The organism is Dyadobacter sp. AC419 (assembly GCF_979253085.1).
In genome coordinates this window covers 24,852-40,427 of record NZ_CEEDCD010000031.1, presented here as the reverse complement: position 1 = coordinate 40,427, position 15,576 = coordinate 24,852, and the positions used below count along the sequence as shown (strand labels likewise).

Sequence of the window (15,576 nt, the reverse complement as noted above, 5' to 3'; positions counted from 1 at the left end):
AATCAATTTTACAACTTAACAATCGAATGACTATGAAAAAAATGTTTGTTTTCCTTGTTGCGGGTTTGCTGTTCAATGCTGCTGCAATCGCCGGCGGTCCTGATAAAAAAGCTGCTGACAAAACACTTGCAGTAGACACAAAAAGCAGCAAAATAACCTGGGGCGCTAAAAAAGTTACTGGAACGCATGCGGGCGCAGTGCCTGTGGAAAGTGGTTCATTGATCGTTGATGGAAATAAATTGAAAGGAGGGAGCTTTGTCGCTGACGTGAAATCACTTGTTGTGACTGACATCGAGGATAAGGATATGAATGGAAAATTGACAGGTCACTTGAAAAGCGACGACTTTTTCTCAGTTGAAAAGCATCCACAAGCGAAATTGGTTATCACTTCGGTAACACCAAAAGGCGGTGACAATTATGATGTCGCTGGCAAACTGACTATCAAAGGCATCACACAGGATGTGAAATTTCCTGCATTGTAAAATCAGATGCTAACAAAGTGACTGCTAATGCAAAAGTAACTGTGGACCGCACGAAATATGATATCAAATTCCGTTCGTCCAACTTCTTCGAAAACCTTGGCGACAAGGCAATCGACAACGACTTTACATTGGATGTGAATCTTGTGGCTAACAAATAAGATAAGGTAATTTTAAGAAAGTTTGTATAATCCGGCTCGATTCGTTCGAGTCGGATTTTTAACCCAATTGTTATCCATGAAGAAAATATTTACCGGCTTGGCCGCAAGCCTGATATTATCTGGCAGGAAGCGCTTTTGCCCAAAAAGAAAACAAGCTTCCCGATTGGACATTCGGCGGTTTCCAGCGCCCGGCCGGTGTTAATCCCGTTATTTCCCCGGATTCCACTACAACATTCTTTTGCCCGATGAACAAACGGCAGGTGGACTGGGAGTCCAACGAATACATTCAACCCGGCTGCAACGATTAAAGACGGCAAAATTGTCGTGCTTTATCGCGCTGAAGACAAAGCAGGCCGCGCCATCGGAAAGCGCACTTCGCGCATTGGTTACGCCGAAAGTGAGGACGGAATCACATTCAAAAGACGCAAAGAACCCGTTTTATATCCCGCAGAAGACAACCAGAAGAAAAACGAATGGCCGGGAGGCTGCGAAGATCCGCGCGTTGCTGTCACTGAGGATGGCTTATATGTGATCATTTACACCCAATGGAACCAGGACAAAGCGCGGCTGGGCATTGCAACGTCGAGAGATTTATTGAAATGGGAAAAGCACGGACCTGCGTTTACGAAAGCATTCAATGGCAAGTTCAATGAGATCTGGTCGAAGTCCGGCTCCATCATCACGAAGCTGGTCGGCGACAAACAGGTTATTGCCAAAATCAATGGCAAATACTGGCTCTATTTTGGAGAAGCCAATGTCAATCTCGCATCTTCCACCGACCTCATTAACTGGACGCCGCTTGTTGACAAAAATGAAAATCTGGTAAACCTCATTTCTCCAAGAAAAGGCTTTTTTGACAGTAACTTAACCGAATGCAGCCCGCCAGCCATCGTTACCGAAAAGGGAATCGTGCTTTTATATAATCGTAAGAACGACAAAGGCGAAGATGGCGACAAGCGTTTTACGCCCAACAGTTATTGCGCCGGTCAGGTTTTGTTTGATAAAAACGACCCTTCCAAAGTGCTCGCCAGACTGGATGTTCCCCTTCTTCCGCCCGATGCGAATCATTTGAGAAAAGCGGGCAATACGTCTTGCCGGAACCGTTTTCATCGAAGGAATGGTATATTTCAAAAACAAATGGCTCCTATATTACGGGCTGTGCCGATTCCCGAGTACGGTGTCAGCAGTTTACGATCCCAAAACCAAAACCGCAGGCGATCCGTTGCCATGATGTAACCCGGTTGGAACAATATTATTTACTTGCCGATCGATCTATCTGCAATGCGTTGGCGTATATCGTAGTATTAAAAAACAAACTTATTACCTATGAAAACGTCGATCAAATTTACAAGCTTTCTTGCAGTGGCTTTAATGACTGCTTTTGGTGCGTTCGCGCAGGAAAAATCTAAAATGGTGGGTCAAGGCGCAGAAATGTATCCTAAATAAAAACATGATTGAAAACGCAGTTAACTCTAAAGCCATACGACATTGGTTGCAGCAGTAAAAGCAGCTCGCCTGGTAGAAACATTGTCAGGAACAGGTCCTTTCACGGTTTTTGCGCCAGTTAACGCAGCATTTGATTGCATTGCCAGGCACGGAACAGTTGAGCAATCTTTTGAAACCAGAAAACAAAGCGACACTTGACTTCGGTTTTGACTTACCACGTGATTCCTGGAAAAGTTGATTCTGAATCGAGTTCGCAGAAAATGATCGAGGACGGAAAAGGAAAGGCAATGGCGAAAACAGCGCAGGGTGCTGAACTTACGTTCTCTATGGACGGAAAAGACCTGATCGTTACTGATGCAAAAGGTAACAAAGGAAAAGTAACCATCGCAGATGTGTATCAATCGAACAGGCGTGATCCACGTGATCGACACAGTTTTGATGCCTTAATGAATTGAGTTAGTGAAGTTCGTTGAGTGAAGTTGGTTGTGATGTGGCGGGAGAGCTTAGGCTTTCCCGCCTTTTTTTGTGCCCCATGCAGGTTAGTACCGGATAGTCCCCCGGATAATTTTCGCGGAATTTTCGGATATTATTTTCTGCTTTTTTAAGAGTTGTTAACTAAAAATTGCCGTTGCTGTATAGGGAAGACTCATTGTTTACAAAAGTCGCTTAAACCTATAAATACAATCCAAATGAATTCCAGATTTATCAGCGCCGGACTTATCCTGGCCGTTTTAATGACCATCGGAAGCCAGGTTTCAAGCGTAGCCCAAAAGAAAGAAGGGTTCGTATCTATTTTTGATGGTAAATCTTTAAAAGGATGGGATGGTGATCCAAAATACTGGAGAGTGGAAAATGGAAATCTTGTAGGAGAAATCACGCCGGAGACCCTTTTGAAAACAAATTCATTCATTATCTGGAAAGGCGGTGAGCCGGCAGATTTTGAATTGAAAGGCTCGGTAAAAATCGCGACAGCCGGTAATTCAGGCGTTAATTACAGAAGTGAGCAATTAACAGACGTGCCTTTTGCATTGAAAGGTTACCAGGCCGATATTGATGGAAAAAACAATTATACAGGCCAGAATTATGAGGAACGCAAAAGAACAACATTAGCCTATCGCGGTCAGAAAACGACGATTAAGCCTTACACAGGCGAAAATACACCCGAAGCTGTGCGTGCAGGCGTAAAAGGAAATGCCTGGACAGGACTCGAAGTGACGGGCTCGTTAGGAAAGTCAGATTCGTTGAAAACCTTGATCAAAAGTGAAGACTGGAATGAGTTTCACATTGTAGCCAAAGGAAACCGCCTGCAACATTATATCAATGGTGTGCTAATGAGCGATGTAACTGATAATGATACGCTTAATGGTAAAATGAAAGGATTGCTTGGCGTGCAGGTTCACGTTGGCCCACCCATGAAAGTGGAATACAAAGATTTGAGAATCAAACAATAGCGTGCATGCCAGCAATGGCAAGAATGATAGTAAAATGAATAAAATAGGATTTAATGTGCTTGCCTGGACGGCAGCGGTTTCGGATGATCTTTTCCCCATTTTAGACCGGCTGAAAGGCATCGGTTACGACGGAGCAGAATTTTATCTGGGCCCGCAGGAATCAGCTGCTTATCAACGTGTTGGGAATTATACCAAAGATATCGGACTCGAAACTTCGGCTGTAATGACGCTCGGCGCGGACGAAAATCCGGTGAGTGAATCAGTTGAGGTGCGGCAAAGGGCTTTGGATAAAATAAAATGGGCTGTCGATCGCGCACATGATCTGAATGCGAAAATCATTTGCGGCCCGTTTCACTCGGCGCACACGGTTTTTGTGAACCGTCCGGCTCAGGATCAGGAATATGCATTGGCAGGAGAGGTTTTGAATGCAGCAGCAGAATATGCGGCTCAGGCCAACATTATATTCGCGCTGGAAGCACTGAACCGTTTTGAATGCTATCTGTGCAATACCATGGAGCAGCTGCTTAAACTCGTGAAAGCAGCCGATCATCCCAATGTGCGCGCCATGTTCGATACGCACCATTCCAACATTGAAGAGAAAAAATACGCAACCGCGCTTCAAACCATCGCGCCCGTTTTGGCGCACGTGCACATCAGTGAAAATGACCGCGGCACGCCCGGAGATGGACAAGTGCTTTGGGACGATGCTTTTTCGTCATTAGCGGCAATCAAATATAAGGGCTGGCTTACCATTGAGGCATTTTCAAGGAACGATCCGGATTTTGCCAATGCGATTGGCGTGTGGCGCGAGTTTTCAGATCCTTGGGACATTGCCGAAAATGGATACAAGTTTATCCGCGAAATGAGCCTGAAACACGGTCTGTAACCAACCCACTTTTATTCCCGAACCATGCAAAAAATCCTGAAATCATTGCTGCTGACCAGCATTGTTGCTTTTATTTTCTGTTTTAACACAGCGAATGTAAATGCGCAAGATTTTGATGCTGAAATGTATCGCGTTGTTTACAAAGGCGACAAAGGTCCGGGTGTTGGTAAAAATATCGTTTTCATTGCAACGGATCATGAATACAGGGGGGAAGAGTCGTTACCAGCACTGGCAAGAATTTTAGCAAAAAATTACGGCTTCAACTGCACCGTCGTGTATGCGCTGGATTCCGCAGGCAACATTTTTCCAGGCGGATCTAACATTAAAGGCCTAGACGTGCTTGATAAGGCCGATTTACTCGTGATGTTCATGCGCTTCGCCCATTTTCCGGACGCAGAAATGCAGCACATTGACGATTATATCAAACGCGGCGGGCCTATCGTCGCTTTCCGCACATCCACCCACGCTTTTGAAATCAAAAACGATCCGAAATGGGCACATTACAGCTGGAATTATAAAGGTGATAAGTCCAATTGGAAAGATGGTTTTGGCGAATATGTGCTGGGCGAAACTTGGGTTTCTCATTATGGCACCAATCACAAGCAATCTTCGAAGATCATTATCGAAAAATCACAGGAATCGCACCCGATCATGCGCGGCGTGAAAGATATGTGGGTGCAATCCGGCGGTTACACAGCTGAGCCTAAGGGAACAGTGCTCGCAAAAGGCCAGGTCCTGAACGGCATGACCGCAACTTCCGAGCCTGACAAAACCAAAGAATTGCTACCAGTTGCCTGGATTAAGGAATATCAGGTCGAAAATGGCAAAAAGGGGCGCTCGTTCACCACCACACACGGTGCTTCCGAAGACATTTTAAATGATGGATTCAGAAGAATGGCGCTGAATGCAACTTTTTGGGCGATGGGCATGGAAAATGACATTAAGCCGACTAATAACATTGCTTTCGTAGGGCCGTACAAACCCACAACCTTCAATTTTAGCGGTTATAAGGCCAACGTGAAGCCTGCGGATCTTGCAGGCTGGGATTCGCTCATTATGCCGGGCGAGATCGTCAAAAAGAAGACAAAATAATTTTTGATTTATATAAAAATAAAAAGCATTTAATGTCTCAAACACTTCCATTTCGCTTCGGATCAGAGGTTTACACCTGGTTTATGAGCAACAACGGGCAAACGCATCAAGGTCGGCTCGGCCACATGATTGAAGTCATCTCGAAAGCCGGATTTACCGGAATTCAACCGATTTTCACCTGGATGGGCGATTTGATCGATCCGGATAAGCTGGAAGCAAAGTTGGACGAACAAGGCATTGAGCTGGCTGCATTGGCATTGGCATTGGATTGGAATGAGGCGGAAGAAACCGAACGCGAGCGCGAAGTGGCAGATCATGCGATCAAAGTTTTGCAACGTTTTCCGGGTGCGGTTTTAAATACAGTGCAAATTCCAACAGGTCGCCACGATCTTGCCGAACGCCAAAAGCGGCTTGTGAACATTGTCAACACGGTTTCACGACGTGCAGCGGACAAAGGCGTTCCTTGCAGTTACCACCCCAATTCACCGCATACATCCATTATCCGCACGGCCGAAGATTACAAAATCGTGCTGGAATCGCTCGATTCGACGGTTACAGGCTGGACGCCGGATGTGGGCCACATTATCAACGGCGATATGGACCCGCTTTCCAAAATGAAGGAATATCAGTCGCTCATTAACCACGTTCATTATAAAGATTGGGACGGAAATCCTGAATTTACCTTAATGGGTAACGGAAAAGTCGATTTGCTAGGCGTCACGCAATGGCTCAAAGACATTAATTATAGCGGCTGGATCATTTGTGAAGACGAAGGAAAGGAAGCATTGGAAGATCCTGATTTCGTAACCACCCACGACGGCAATTGGATCCAAAATGACCTGATTCCAGCATTAAAATAACATCGGCTGTCGAAAATCGGCCGTCGGCAGATTGATCTGCCATTGCTAAGGCTCCGGAGGAGCTCCCTGTTTCTAGCAAAACGAATTGACAAATGTTTAAGCCCCAGCGGGGCTTCCTGAAAATAACTTGTAAATGCCAACGATAAAAACCAACGGAATAAACATGTATTACGAGGAAAGGGGCTCCGGCGAGCCGCTTTTGCTGATCATGGGCATTACTGCGCCGGTTCAGTCTGGAATGTGCATGTGGCCGATTGGAAACACCATTTTCGCTGCATCATCGGCGATAACAGGGGCGTAGGGCAAACCGACAAACCCGCAGGCGCATATACCAGCGAACAAATGGCCGATGACTACGCCGGTTTGCTGGATTCGCTGGAATTGGAGAATGTGAATGTTGTGGGCTGTTCCATGGGCAGCACTATTGCGCAGCAACTCGCAATCAGGCATCCCAATAAGGTCAAATCATTGGTGTTAATGTGTCCCTGGGCGCGCTGCGATGCATATGCGAAAGGTTTATTCCAGCACATTATGAACAGCAAAGCGCGGTTCAGACCCGAGGAATTTAGTCTTTACATTCAATTACTAATTTTTTCCAAATCATCCTGGGACGATCCCAGAAAGCATGAAGAGCTGGAATTGGGCAGAAAACAGGATGCCGTAAATCCTTATCCACAGCCTTTACACGGCTTGGAAGGTCAGGCCGCCGCTTGCATTAATCACAACGCGCTGAACGATTTGGGTAAAATTAATCAACCAACATTGGTGATAGGAGGCCGGGAAGACATTTTTACGCCCGTTTGGATGGCAGAGGAAGTCGCAAACGGCATTCCGAACGCTGAGCTTTTCCTTTATGACAAGCTCGGACATGCTTTTCACTTCGAAAACACGGATGATTTCAACCAGAGAGTGAGGGATTTTCTCTCAAAAACACATTAAAACGAGGTGATTAGCGCCTTTTTTATTTTTGAATTGACCTAATACAAAATGGAAAGTGCGGAGCATATAAATCAGGACTGGACGGACAAAGTATCCAATCACGCGCAGATAGGCGGCATTGAAACGTCCGTTCTGGACAATGGCGCGGGAAGAGGAACACGCATTGCCTGGATCAACACCGGCGCAGGTTTGCGTTTTAAAGTGGTCATTGACAGGGCGATGGACATTGCCGAGGCATTTTACAATCAGCATAGTCTGGCCTGGCTGAGCCACGGCGGCATCACTTATCCGCAGCCTTTTTCTGACAAAGGCATTGACTGGTTAAGAACATTCGGCGGAGGCTTGCTTACCACTTGCGGCCTTACGCATGTAGGCGGACCGGAATCGGACAAATTCGGAGACAGAGGTTTGCACGGACTGATCAGCAATTCTCCCGCAGAAATTGTGTCGATTATTCAGCCCGAGCCACGAGCTGGGAAACTGGAAATGAGCATTACCGGCATTATCAAGGAAACCAAACCATTTGGGCCAAGTCTGGAACTGCGCAGAACCATTTCGGCAACATTAGGACAACCCGGAATCCGCATTCATGACGAGGTTACCAATAAAGGCAACACGCCGTCTCCGCATATGCTTTTATATCATTTCAATTTTGGCTGGCCGCTCGCTGACGAAGGAACGGACATTCTTTGGAGAGGCAAATGGCATCCAAGACACGGCGAAGAAAATGCCAAAATTTTCAAAGAAGGAAACGATTTCAAAAAGTGTCCTGCGCCATTGGAAGATCACCTCGGAAGCGGTGAAGAAGTTGCTTTGGTTGACATTGAAGCGGATATTTTCGGCGACAGCGTTTGCGGACTTTATAATGAGAAGATCGGTCTGGCTGTTGGATTAAAATTCAAAAAAGAACAACTGCCCTGGATGGCTAACTGGCAACATTGGGGCAAAGGAGAATACGTTACCGGGTTGGAACCGAGCACGCATCCGCTGTCTGGGCAGGCGAAGGCGAGAGAAGATAAGACATTGATTTTCATTAGCCCTGAGGAGACGAAGGTTTACGATGTTGAATTGAATGTGATGACGGAGCAGGAGGCAATTGATGAATACTTTTTATAAGGAGAGGAGATATATAATAATAACTAAACCAACTTTTAACCACAATGGGACTTTCGAGTATAGCTGAAAAGGCGTTAGAGCAGGGAAAAGGAATTTTGCGTTTGGCGCCGACCTGGGTGCCGCGTTCATTTTGCGTTCCCGGCCGCAGGATCAAATTACATCCGGACGATTATTATGTACTGGGTGGAGAGCGTGGCGGTATCGATGAGCGCTGGTTATCTTCTACTACTCCCGCGGAGAACGGGCCGCTGACAGGCGAAAATGAAGGTTTGAGCCAAATTGTTTTGGAAGATGAATCAGGCGTTCAAAAAGTCACATTGCGGGATGCGGTGGAAGAGCTGAAAGGTGAAATTATTGGTAACAGACTTTGGGATCAATACAAAAGCTGGCCGATGTATTCCAAATTTTTTGATAATATGGGCCCGCTTCCGCACCATATCCACCACAGAGACGAGCACGCCGCAATGGTGGGCCAGAATGGAAAGCCGGAAGCCTACTATTTCCCGCCGCAACTCAACAACCATGGCGGCGATTTTCCTTATACATTCATTGGAATTGCTCCCGGAACTTCCAAAGAACAGATCAAGGAGTGTCTGATGAACTTCACCAAGGGTGACAATAAAATAACGAATTACTCTCAGGCATTTCGTCTGGAACCGGGTACGGGCTGGGATGTGCCTCCCGGCATGCTGCACGCGCCGGGTAGCTTGTGTACATATGAGCCCCAGAAAGCTTCAGATATTTTTGCGATGTATCAATCACTTGTGAACGAGGCTGTTATTCCCGAGGAGTTGCTTTGGAAAGGCACCCCGCAAGACAGAATTGGCGATTACGACTTGTTGATGGAAGTAATCGACTGGGATTTGAATGTTAATCCTAATTTGATGGAGAAACATTTCATGCGTCCGAAACCGGTGAAAGATGTTGCCGAAATGGAAGCTGAAGGATATAGCGAAAACTGGATTTGCTACAAAAACGAAGCTTACAGTGCCAAAGAATTGACCGTATTCCCCGGGCAAACCGTAACAATTAAAGACGGTGGCGCATACGGAATGATCGTGATGCAGGGCCACGGTAAGTTTGGCGAATGGGACATTGAAACACCCGCATTGATCCGTTACGGACAACTGACGAATGATGAGTTTTTCGTAACTGAAAAAGCTGCAACAGAAGGAGTTGTGATCAGCAATCCTTCCAAAACAGATCCAATTGTAATCTTAAAACACTTCGGTCCGGGAAATCCTGACTTAGTTCTTTAACCAATAAATTCTTAAACCATGCCAGAAAATAATTATCCCAAGCTCCACAATGCCACATGGCCTGGCATAATTGGAAAAGGTTCTGATGAAGAGCCCATTATTTCTTTTGATACAATGCTTGAAAAAACGGCCTCTGCGGAAGTGGATGGCGTCCGTTTTGACGGCGTTGACTTAGGTCTTTTTGACCCGCATGTTGGTATTTATATGAACCAGGACGGCGGAGCGGAACGTCTGGCTGAAAAGCTGAGCGGCCTTAACCTCGAAGTGGGAAGTCTTGTCGCGAACGTCTGGGCTGGTTCTGCGATGGGGACTAAGGAGGCGAAAGACACATTTGTAGAGCAGGTGCGCCAGGCTTGTATTTTTGGTAAAAAACTACGTGATCTTGGCCTTCGTGAAGGCGGTGTAATCCGTGTTGACTCAGCTGCTTCTCCGGAAGTTTGGGCGGTTGATCCTGCTGCCAATACAAAGCAAATCGCTGAAACATTCAGACGCGCTTGTGACGTTGCTGCTGATTTTGGTGAAAAAATCGCTGCCGAAGGTGAAATCTGCTGGGGCGGAATGCACAGCTGGCGGGCGATGCTTGACACATTGCACGCTGTGGACCGTCCGAATATGGGTTTCCAGGCTGATATGTCACATACATTCCTTTATCTGTTGGGTTACAATGCACCTGAACATCGCATTTTACCAGTTGATTTCCAATGGGGCGATCGCTTTGCTTTGGAAGAGGGTTTGAAAAAAATGACTGCTGAATTGCGTCCGTATACATTCGATTTCCACGTTGCACAAAACGACGGAACGGTTCACGGAACAGGTTCGCACGATAAAACGGGCCGTCACTCGTCTGGCAACCGATCCAAACGGCAGATTGGACATTACAAAAGACGCCGGATATTGGATGCGGGATGAAAACGGCAACATTACCAAGGCATTCCGTCACATTTGCTGGGATGGCTGCATGTTCCCGAACGAGGTGATGACCAATCAGCAAACCTGGAATGACATTCTTGCGGCGCTGGTGAAAGTGCGTCAGGCGCATGGCTGGTATCAGGAAGATTCAGTTGTTTCTACCATCGTTTAACCGATTTGAATTCAGGAATATGTCAAATAAAAAAGAAATCAGGATTGCATTGATCGGAACCGGATTAATGGGCCGCACGCATTCCAATGGATATAAAAGAATAGGCGACTTCTTCCCGGAGCTGGAATATCGCCCTGTTTTAAAGGCAGTTTGCTCACGCAACGAAGAAAAAGTGCGGGCTTTTGCTGAGCAGTGGGGTTACGAATCCATCGAAACGGATTGGAGAAAGATCATCGAGCGCGATGACATTGACGCAATTGACATTTGCACACCCAATGACACGCATGCCGAAATCGCGATCGCGGCTGCGGCGGCGGGCAAAATGATACTTTGTGAAAAACCATTGGCAAGAACATTGGAAGAAGCCAAAACCATGGTGGATGCCATTGAAAAAGCCGGTGTAAAAAACACGGTTTGGTATAATTACCGCCGCGTTCCCGCCGTAACATTAGCCAAGCAAATCGTCGATTCAGGCAAATTGGGCCGTATTTTCCATTATCGTGCCAATTTCTTACAAGACTGGACCATCAATCCGGACGTTCCCCAAGGAGGCGCTGCAACGTGGCGACTGGATGTGGACGCAGCCGGCTCCGGCGTGACCGGCGACTTGCTGGCGCATTGTATCGATACAGCGATGTGGATCAACGGCGGCATCAAGGATGTTTCGGCTGTTACCGAGACATTTATCAAAGAACGCGTGCATTCGGCCAGCGGCGAAGTGAAAAAAGTAGGCATCGATGACGCATGTATTTTCCACTGTCACTTTGATAACGGCTCGTTAGGTCTTTTTGAATCAAACGCGTTACGCACGCGGCCACAAGGCACTTTATACATTTGAAATAAATGGTGAGCATGCATCCATTCGTTGGGATTTGCACGATTTGAACCGTTTGGAATTCTTCGATCATAGCGACGAATCCATCGTCCGCGGTTGGAGATCAATTTTGGTAACAGACAGCGACCAGCCTTACATGAAGCGCTGGTGGATTCCGGGTACGAGCATTGGTTACGAACATTCATTCATCCACCAAGCCGCCGACTTTTTCGAAAGCCTGCAAACCGATGAGCCGTGCCGCCCAACATTCAAAGACGCTTACGAAACCCAGAAAGTCTGCGAAGCAGTTTTGGATTCGGCAGCTTCAAAGAGCTGGAAAGACACTAATGTGACTTGGGAAGGCTAATTTAAATCAGCTTTATCCTGTCCTATTCCAGTTTATCTTCCATTATCATAAAGCCCGGGGTTTCAACCCCGGGCAATGTTTTGTTTTTGAGGGTCTTGCATCCAATATGTGTTCTTGACTTCTTTATTATCTAAAAAGAATCCCAAAACAAAAATATTGCCCCCGGTTTCAACCGGGGGATTAAAAAAGAATGATGGGAACAATCCTCCAAGTCTCAAATCTCTCAAAATCATTTTCCGGTGTGAAAGCACTGGACAATATTCAGTTTGAGCTAAAAAGGGGAGAAGTGCATGCTTTGATGGGGGAGAATGGAGCTGGGAAATCTACATTTATGAAAATTCTGATCGGCTTGCTGGCGCCGGATTCGGGGGAAATTGTTTTTGAAGGACAAAATTTAAAAAACAGCAAAGTCAGCGACACATTGAAAAAGGGCATTTCAATGATCCACCAGGAAATTCTGATCATTCCAGAACTGACTGTTGCGCAAAATATTTTTTTAGGGAGAGAAAAGGAAATTTCAGCAAGAAAAGGCTGGACATCCGGCTGGTTGAATGACACTTCCATTGACAGAAAAGCGGCGACGTTACTGGATGAAATGGGTGTCAACATTAATCCTAAATCCAAAATAAAGCATCTTAGTGTCGCTCAGATGCAGATGGTGGAAATTGCAAAAGCGATTTCAAATGATGCAAAAGTGATTATTATGGACGAGCCAACTTCGGCCATTTCTGATAAGGAAGTTGATACACTTTTCAAGATCATCAAAGATTTAAAAGCGAAGGGAGTAAGCATCATTTACATCTCTCACAAAATGGACGAGATCTTCCAGATTTCGGACACCATAACCGTCTTGCGGGACGGAAAATACATTGCCACCAAGCCTGCTTCTGAGCTGGATAAGCAATCACTGATCTCCTTGATGGTCGGCCGGGAAATTGACCATATGTTTCCTGGATCATCATTTACAAAAGGTGAGCTGGCGCTTTCAGTGAAAGGTTTAAGCAAAAAAGGGCAGTTTGCCGACATAAACTTCGACGTCCACGCCGGGGAAATCCTTGGTTTTGCAGGGTTAGTGGGAGCCGGACGAACTGAGATTGCACGGGTAATTTATGGTTTGGATAAGCAGGACAGCGGTGAAATCAGCATTAAAAACAGAGCTGTAACGAATAAAACACCCCGGCAAGCCATTGAAAACGGGATCGGTTATGTGAGTGAAGATCGCAAGGGTCTGGGGTTTATTCCCGGCATGTCGGTGAAGGATAATACCACATTGGCCAGCATGAAGCGTCATAAAAAGGGCATTTTCATCAATGGGTCAACTGAAAAAACTTCCACCGAGCAAATGATCGCAGACCTGCACATTAAAACTGCGGATATGAATCAGAAAGTCAGCTATCTGAGCGGGGGCAATCAGCAAAAGGTAGTCATAGGAAAAGTGCTGCTCGCTGCACCCGAAATCATCATTCTTGATGAACCAACAAGAGGGGTGGATGTGGGGGCGAAATTTGAAATATATAAACTCATCAGAAGCCTTGCCGATAAAGGAATTGCCATTATTATGATATCTTCTGAGCTGCCCGAAATCCTGGGAATGAGTGACCGGATTTTGGTTTTGTCAAAAGGAAAACAAACGGCGATCCTTTCCAAACAAGAAGCGACGCAGGAATTAATTATGAAATACGCGGTTGCGTGATCAAAAGCATTATGGATAAATCTTTCCGCTTACAGCGTTTTACACAATACGGCATTTTCCTCGCTTTTGCATTGATATGCATTGCATTAGCACTGAGCACACCCCGGTTTTTTACTGTTCCGAACCTGATGATCATTGGGACGCAGGTTTCCATCAACGCATTGCTCGCATTCGGCGTCACTTTTGTGATTATCACTGGGGGGATCGATCTTTCGCTTGGTTCAATGGTTGCCGTTGCCGGAGTTACGGCAGCCATGTTCGCGCATCCGGACACTTATCCATTGTTGGTGCCGTTGCTAACGGGTTTGGCGGCCGGAGTTTTATTTGGTGCTTTCAATGGATTTGTAGTGATCAAAAGCAAAGTTCCACCCTTCATCGTAACGCTCGGCACGATGACCATTGGGCGTGGATTAGCATTGATATTGAGTAAAGGCAGGCCTGTTTCTAATTTGTCAGATTCATTTAATTTTATTGGAGGCGGCAATGTGTTCGGCATTCCTTTTCCCATTATTATCCTCATCATCGCGTTCGTAGTTTGTTCTGTTATTTTAAATAAGACCGTCCTCGGTCGCTACATGTATGCGGTGGGCGGTAATGAGCAGGCGGCGCGTGCATCGGGAATCAATGTTGGCAATGTAAAAATGTGGGTATATACGCTATGCGGACTGCTTTCTGCGGTAGGCGGAATACTGCTCACATCCAGGATTACGACCGGGCAGCCCAATGCCGGAGCAGGTTTCGAGCTCGATGCCATTGCTGCCGCCATCATCGGCGGAACAAGCACATCAGGTGGCACCGGCACCATGACCGGAACATTAATCGGTGCGTTGCTCATTGGCGTGATCAGTAACAGTCTGGACCTGCTGAATGTGACTTCTTATTATCAGCAGGTTGTGATGGGCATCATCATTATCGGGGCGGTTGTGCTGGATAGCATGGGCGAAAAAAGATCATTAGTTTTTAAAAATCGAATTAGGATAGCATGGCGCATTCAATGAAATATTTCTTTCTAACAGCATTAACATTGGCAGTTGCAGGCTGTAACCAGTCTCAAAAAAATGAAGGCGCGGATGGCAGATCCGGTAAAAAGCTGGTTGTAGGCGCCACGATGCTAAGTATGCAGAATGAATTTATCGTTAATGTCAGCGATGAAATGGAAGCCAAAGCCAAGGAGCTGGGCGTTGAACTGATCACGGTCGACGCAGAAAGGTCTGCTTTGAAGCAAGTGGAGCAAGTGGAAAGTTTCATCGCCCAAGGCGTGGACGCAATTATCATGAACCCTTGCGAAGTGGAAGCCAGCTCGCCAGCCGTGAAACTTGCTATGGATGCCAACATTCCGATCATCAATGTTAATTCAGAGACTTCCGCCAAACCAACCGCATTTGTCGGTTCCGATGATACTGAATCTGCACGCATTGCTATGAAATATCTTGCTAAAAAACTCGGCGGCAAAGGAAATGTGCTCATTATGCACGGATTTATGGGTCAAGCTGCTCAGATCAAACGCGACAATGGTGCAAAAGAAATCCTGAAAGCCAATCCAGGCATGAAACTGCTGGCAGAGCAAACCGGCGAATGGGACCGCGCAAAAGCCATGTCTTTAATGGAAAACTGGATCCAATCCTACGGCTCAAAAATCAACGCCGTCTTCGCGCACAACGACGAAATGGGCATGGGAGCCGTAAAAGCCCTCGAAGCAGCGGGTTTGAAAGACAAAGTAATCGTTGTAAGTGTAGACGCAATTCCGGATGCCTTACAATCCGTAAAAAAAGGAGCGCTGAATGCTACTATTTTCCAGAATGCTCAGGAACAAGGCGGAAAGGCGATAAGAAACAGCCGTGAAGGCGGCGAAGAAAGAGAAGTTTGAAAAAGAGGTATTGATTCCGTTTCAGTTGGTAACTAAGGAAAACGTTGAGCAGTATTTGAAGTAGG

The 15,576-nt window shown here is 46.3% G+C and carries 13 protein-coding genes and 4 pseudogenes; all 17 read left to right on the top strand.

The features are described from left to right. The first annotated feature begins 32 nt into the window (after positions 1 to 32). The 17 genes and pseudogenes from AC0IYG_RS29995 (at position 33) to AC0IYG_RS29915 (ending at position 15,575) form a co-directional block, all read left to right on the top strand. Positions 33 to 482 (top strand): YceI family protein, encoded by a 450-nt coding sequence (locus AC0IYG_RS29995; RefSeq protein ID WP_471714707.1) that lies wholly within the window; start codon positions 33 to 35, stop codon positions 480 to 482. A gap of 17 nt (positions 483 to 499) precedes the next feature. Continuing rightward, entirely contained in the window at positions 500 to 640 is a 141-nt protein-coding gene (locus AC0IYG_RS29990; RefSeq protein ID WP_471714706.1) for a hypothetical protein, read from the top strand. Between the two features lie 324 nt (positions 641 to 964). Further along, a complete protein-coding gene (locus AC0IYG_RS29985) occupies positions 965 to 1,876 on the top strand; it encodes a glycoside hydrolase family 130 protein (RefSeq protein ID WP_471714705.1) in 912 nt (303 codons plus the stop codon). A gap of 90 nt (positions 1,877 to 1,966) precedes the next feature. Further along, positions 1,967 to 2,533: pseudogene (locus AC0IYG_RS29980) on the top strand (fasciclin domain-containing protein). 287 nt (positions 2,534 to 2,820) lie between these two features. After that, positions 2,821 to 3,537, top strand: coding sequence for a 3-keto-disaccharide hydrolase (locus AC0IYG_RS29975; protein WP_471714806.1), 717 nt, complete (start codon positions 2,821 to 2,823; stop codon positions 3,535 to 3,537). A gap of 34 nt (positions 3,538 to 3,571) precedes the next feature. Next, on the top strand, positions 3,572 to 4,423 hold the full coding sequence (locus AC0IYG_RS29970; RefSeq protein WP_471714704.1) for a sugar phosphate isomerase/epimerase family protein: 852 nt from the start codon (positions 3,572 to 3,574) through the stop codon (positions 4,421 to 4,423). Positions 4,424 to 4,447: 24 nt separating this feature from the next. Next, positions 4,448 to 5,515: a ThuA domain-containing protein gene (locus AC0IYG_RS29965; RefSeq protein WP_471714703.1), complete on the top strand. Its 1,068-nt coding sequence runs from the start codon at positions 4,448 to 4,450 to the stop codon at positions 5,513 to 5,515. A 32-nt stretch (positions 5,516 to 5,547) separates the two neighbouring features. Then, positions 5,548 to 6,375 carry a sugar phosphate isomerase/epimerase family protein gene (locus tag AC0IYG_RS29960; RefSeq protein ID WP_471714702.1) on the top strand — a complete coding sequence of 276 codons (828 nt, stop codon included), beginning with the start codon at positions 5,548 to 5,550 and terminating at the stop codon, positions 6,373 to 6,375. Between the two features lie 133 nt (positions 6,376 to 6,508). Beyond that, complete coding sequence (locus AC0IYG_RS29955; RefSeq protein ID WP_471714701.1) at positions 6,509 to 6,676, top strand: hypothetical protein; 168 nt, start codon at positions 6,509 to 6,511, stop codon at positions 6,674 to 6,676. Continuing rightward, positions 6,622 to 7,314 carry an alpha/beta fold hydrolase gene (locus tag AC0IYG_RS29950; RefSeq protein WP_471714700.1) on the top strand — a complete coding sequence of 231 codons (693 nt, stop codon included), beginning with the start codon at positions 6,622 to 6,624 and terminating at the stop codon, positions 7,312 to 7,314. The genes AC0IYG_RS29955 and AC0IYG_RS29950 overlap by 55 nt, the downstream gene beginning before the upstream one ends. 48 nt (positions 7,315 to 7,362) lie before the next feature. Beyond that, entirely contained in the window at positions 7,363 to 8,430 is a 1,068-nt protein-coding gene (locus AC0IYG_RS29945) for an aldose 1-epimerase family protein (protein WP_471714699.1), read from the top strand. Between the two features lie 44 nt (positions 8,431 to 8,474). Further along, complete coding sequence (locus AC0IYG_RS29940) at positions 8,475 to 9,689, top strand: class I mannose-6-phosphate isomerase (RefSeq protein ID WP_471714698.1); 1,215 nt, start codon at positions 8,475 to 8,477, stop codon at positions 9,687 to 9,689. Between the two features lie 18 nt (positions 9,690 to 9,707). Next, positions 9,708 to 10,770: pseudogene (locus tag AC0IYG_RS29935) on the top strand (sugar phosphate isomerase/epimerase family protein). A 19-nt stretch (positions 10,771 to 10,789) separates the two neighbouring features. Beyond that, positions 10,790 to 11,951: pseudogene (locus AC0IYG_RS29930) on the top strand (Gfo/Idh/MocA family protein). Positions 11,952 to 12,141: 190 nt separating this feature from the next. Next, positions 12,142 to 13,644: a sugar ABC transporter ATP-binding protein gene (locus AC0IYG_RS29925; RefSeq protein WP_471714697.1), complete on the top strand. Its 1,503-nt coding sequence runs from the start codon at positions 12,142 to 12,144 to the stop codon at positions 13,642 to 13,644. An 11-nt stretch (positions 13,645 to 13,655) separates the two neighbouring features. Beyond that, the gene (locus tag AC0IYG_RS29920; RefSeq protein ID WP_471714696.1) at positions 13,656 to 14,642 is read left to right on the top strand and encodes an ABC transporter permease; all 987 of its coding nucleotides are present in this window, start codon (positions 13,656 to 13,658) and stop codon (positions 14,640 to 14,642) included. Beyond that, a pseudogene (locus tag AC0IYG_RS29915) lies at positions 14,639 to 15,575 on the top strand (sugar ABC transporter substrate-binding protein). Before AC0IYG_RS29920 ends, AC0IYG_RS29915 begins: the two are co-directional and overlap by 4 nt. The last annotated feature ends 1 nt before the right edge of the window (position 15,576 follow it).

Coding starts and splice junctions, on each gene's coding strand:
- AC0IYG_RS29970 (WP_471714704.1), top strand. CDS start 3,572: ATGAATAAAATAGGATTTAATGTGCTTGCCTGGACGGCAGCGGTTTCG.
- AC0IYG_RS29920 (WP_471714696.1), top strand. CDS start 13,656: ATGGATAAATCTTTCCGCTTACAGCGTTTTACACAATACGGCATTTTC.
- AC0IYG_RS29945 (WP_471714699.1), top strand. CDS start 7,363: ATGGAAAGTGCGGAGCATATAAATCAGGACTGGACGGACAAAGTATCC.
- AC0IYG_RS29925 (WP_471714697.1), top strand. CDS start 12,142: ATGATGGGAACAATCCTCCAAGTCTCAAATCTCTCAAAATCATTTTCC.
- AC0IYG_RS29965 (WP_471714703.1), top strand. CDS start 4,448: ATGCAAAAAATCCTGAAATCATTGCTGCTGACCAGCATTGTTGCTTTT.
- AC0IYG_RS29940 (WP_471714698.1), top strand. CDS start 8,475: ATGGGACTTTCGAGTATAGCTGAAAAGGCGTTAGAGCAGGGAAAAGGA.
- AC0IYG_RS29995 (WP_471714707.1), top strand. CDS start 33: ATGAAAAAAATGTTTGTTTTCCTTGTTGCGGGTTTGCTGTTCAATGCT.
- AC0IYG_RS29955 (WP_471714701.1), top strand. CDS start 6,509: ATGCCAACGATAAAAACCAACGGAATAAACATGTATTACGAGGAAAGG.
- AC0IYG_RS29975 (WP_471714806.1), top strand. CDS start 2,821: ATGACCATCGGAAGCCAGGTTTCAAGCGTAGCCCAAAAGAAAGAAGGG.
- AC0IYG_RS29960 (WP_471714702.1), top strand. CDS start 5,548: ATGTCTCAAACACTTCCATTTCGCTTCGGATCAGAGGTTTACACCTGG.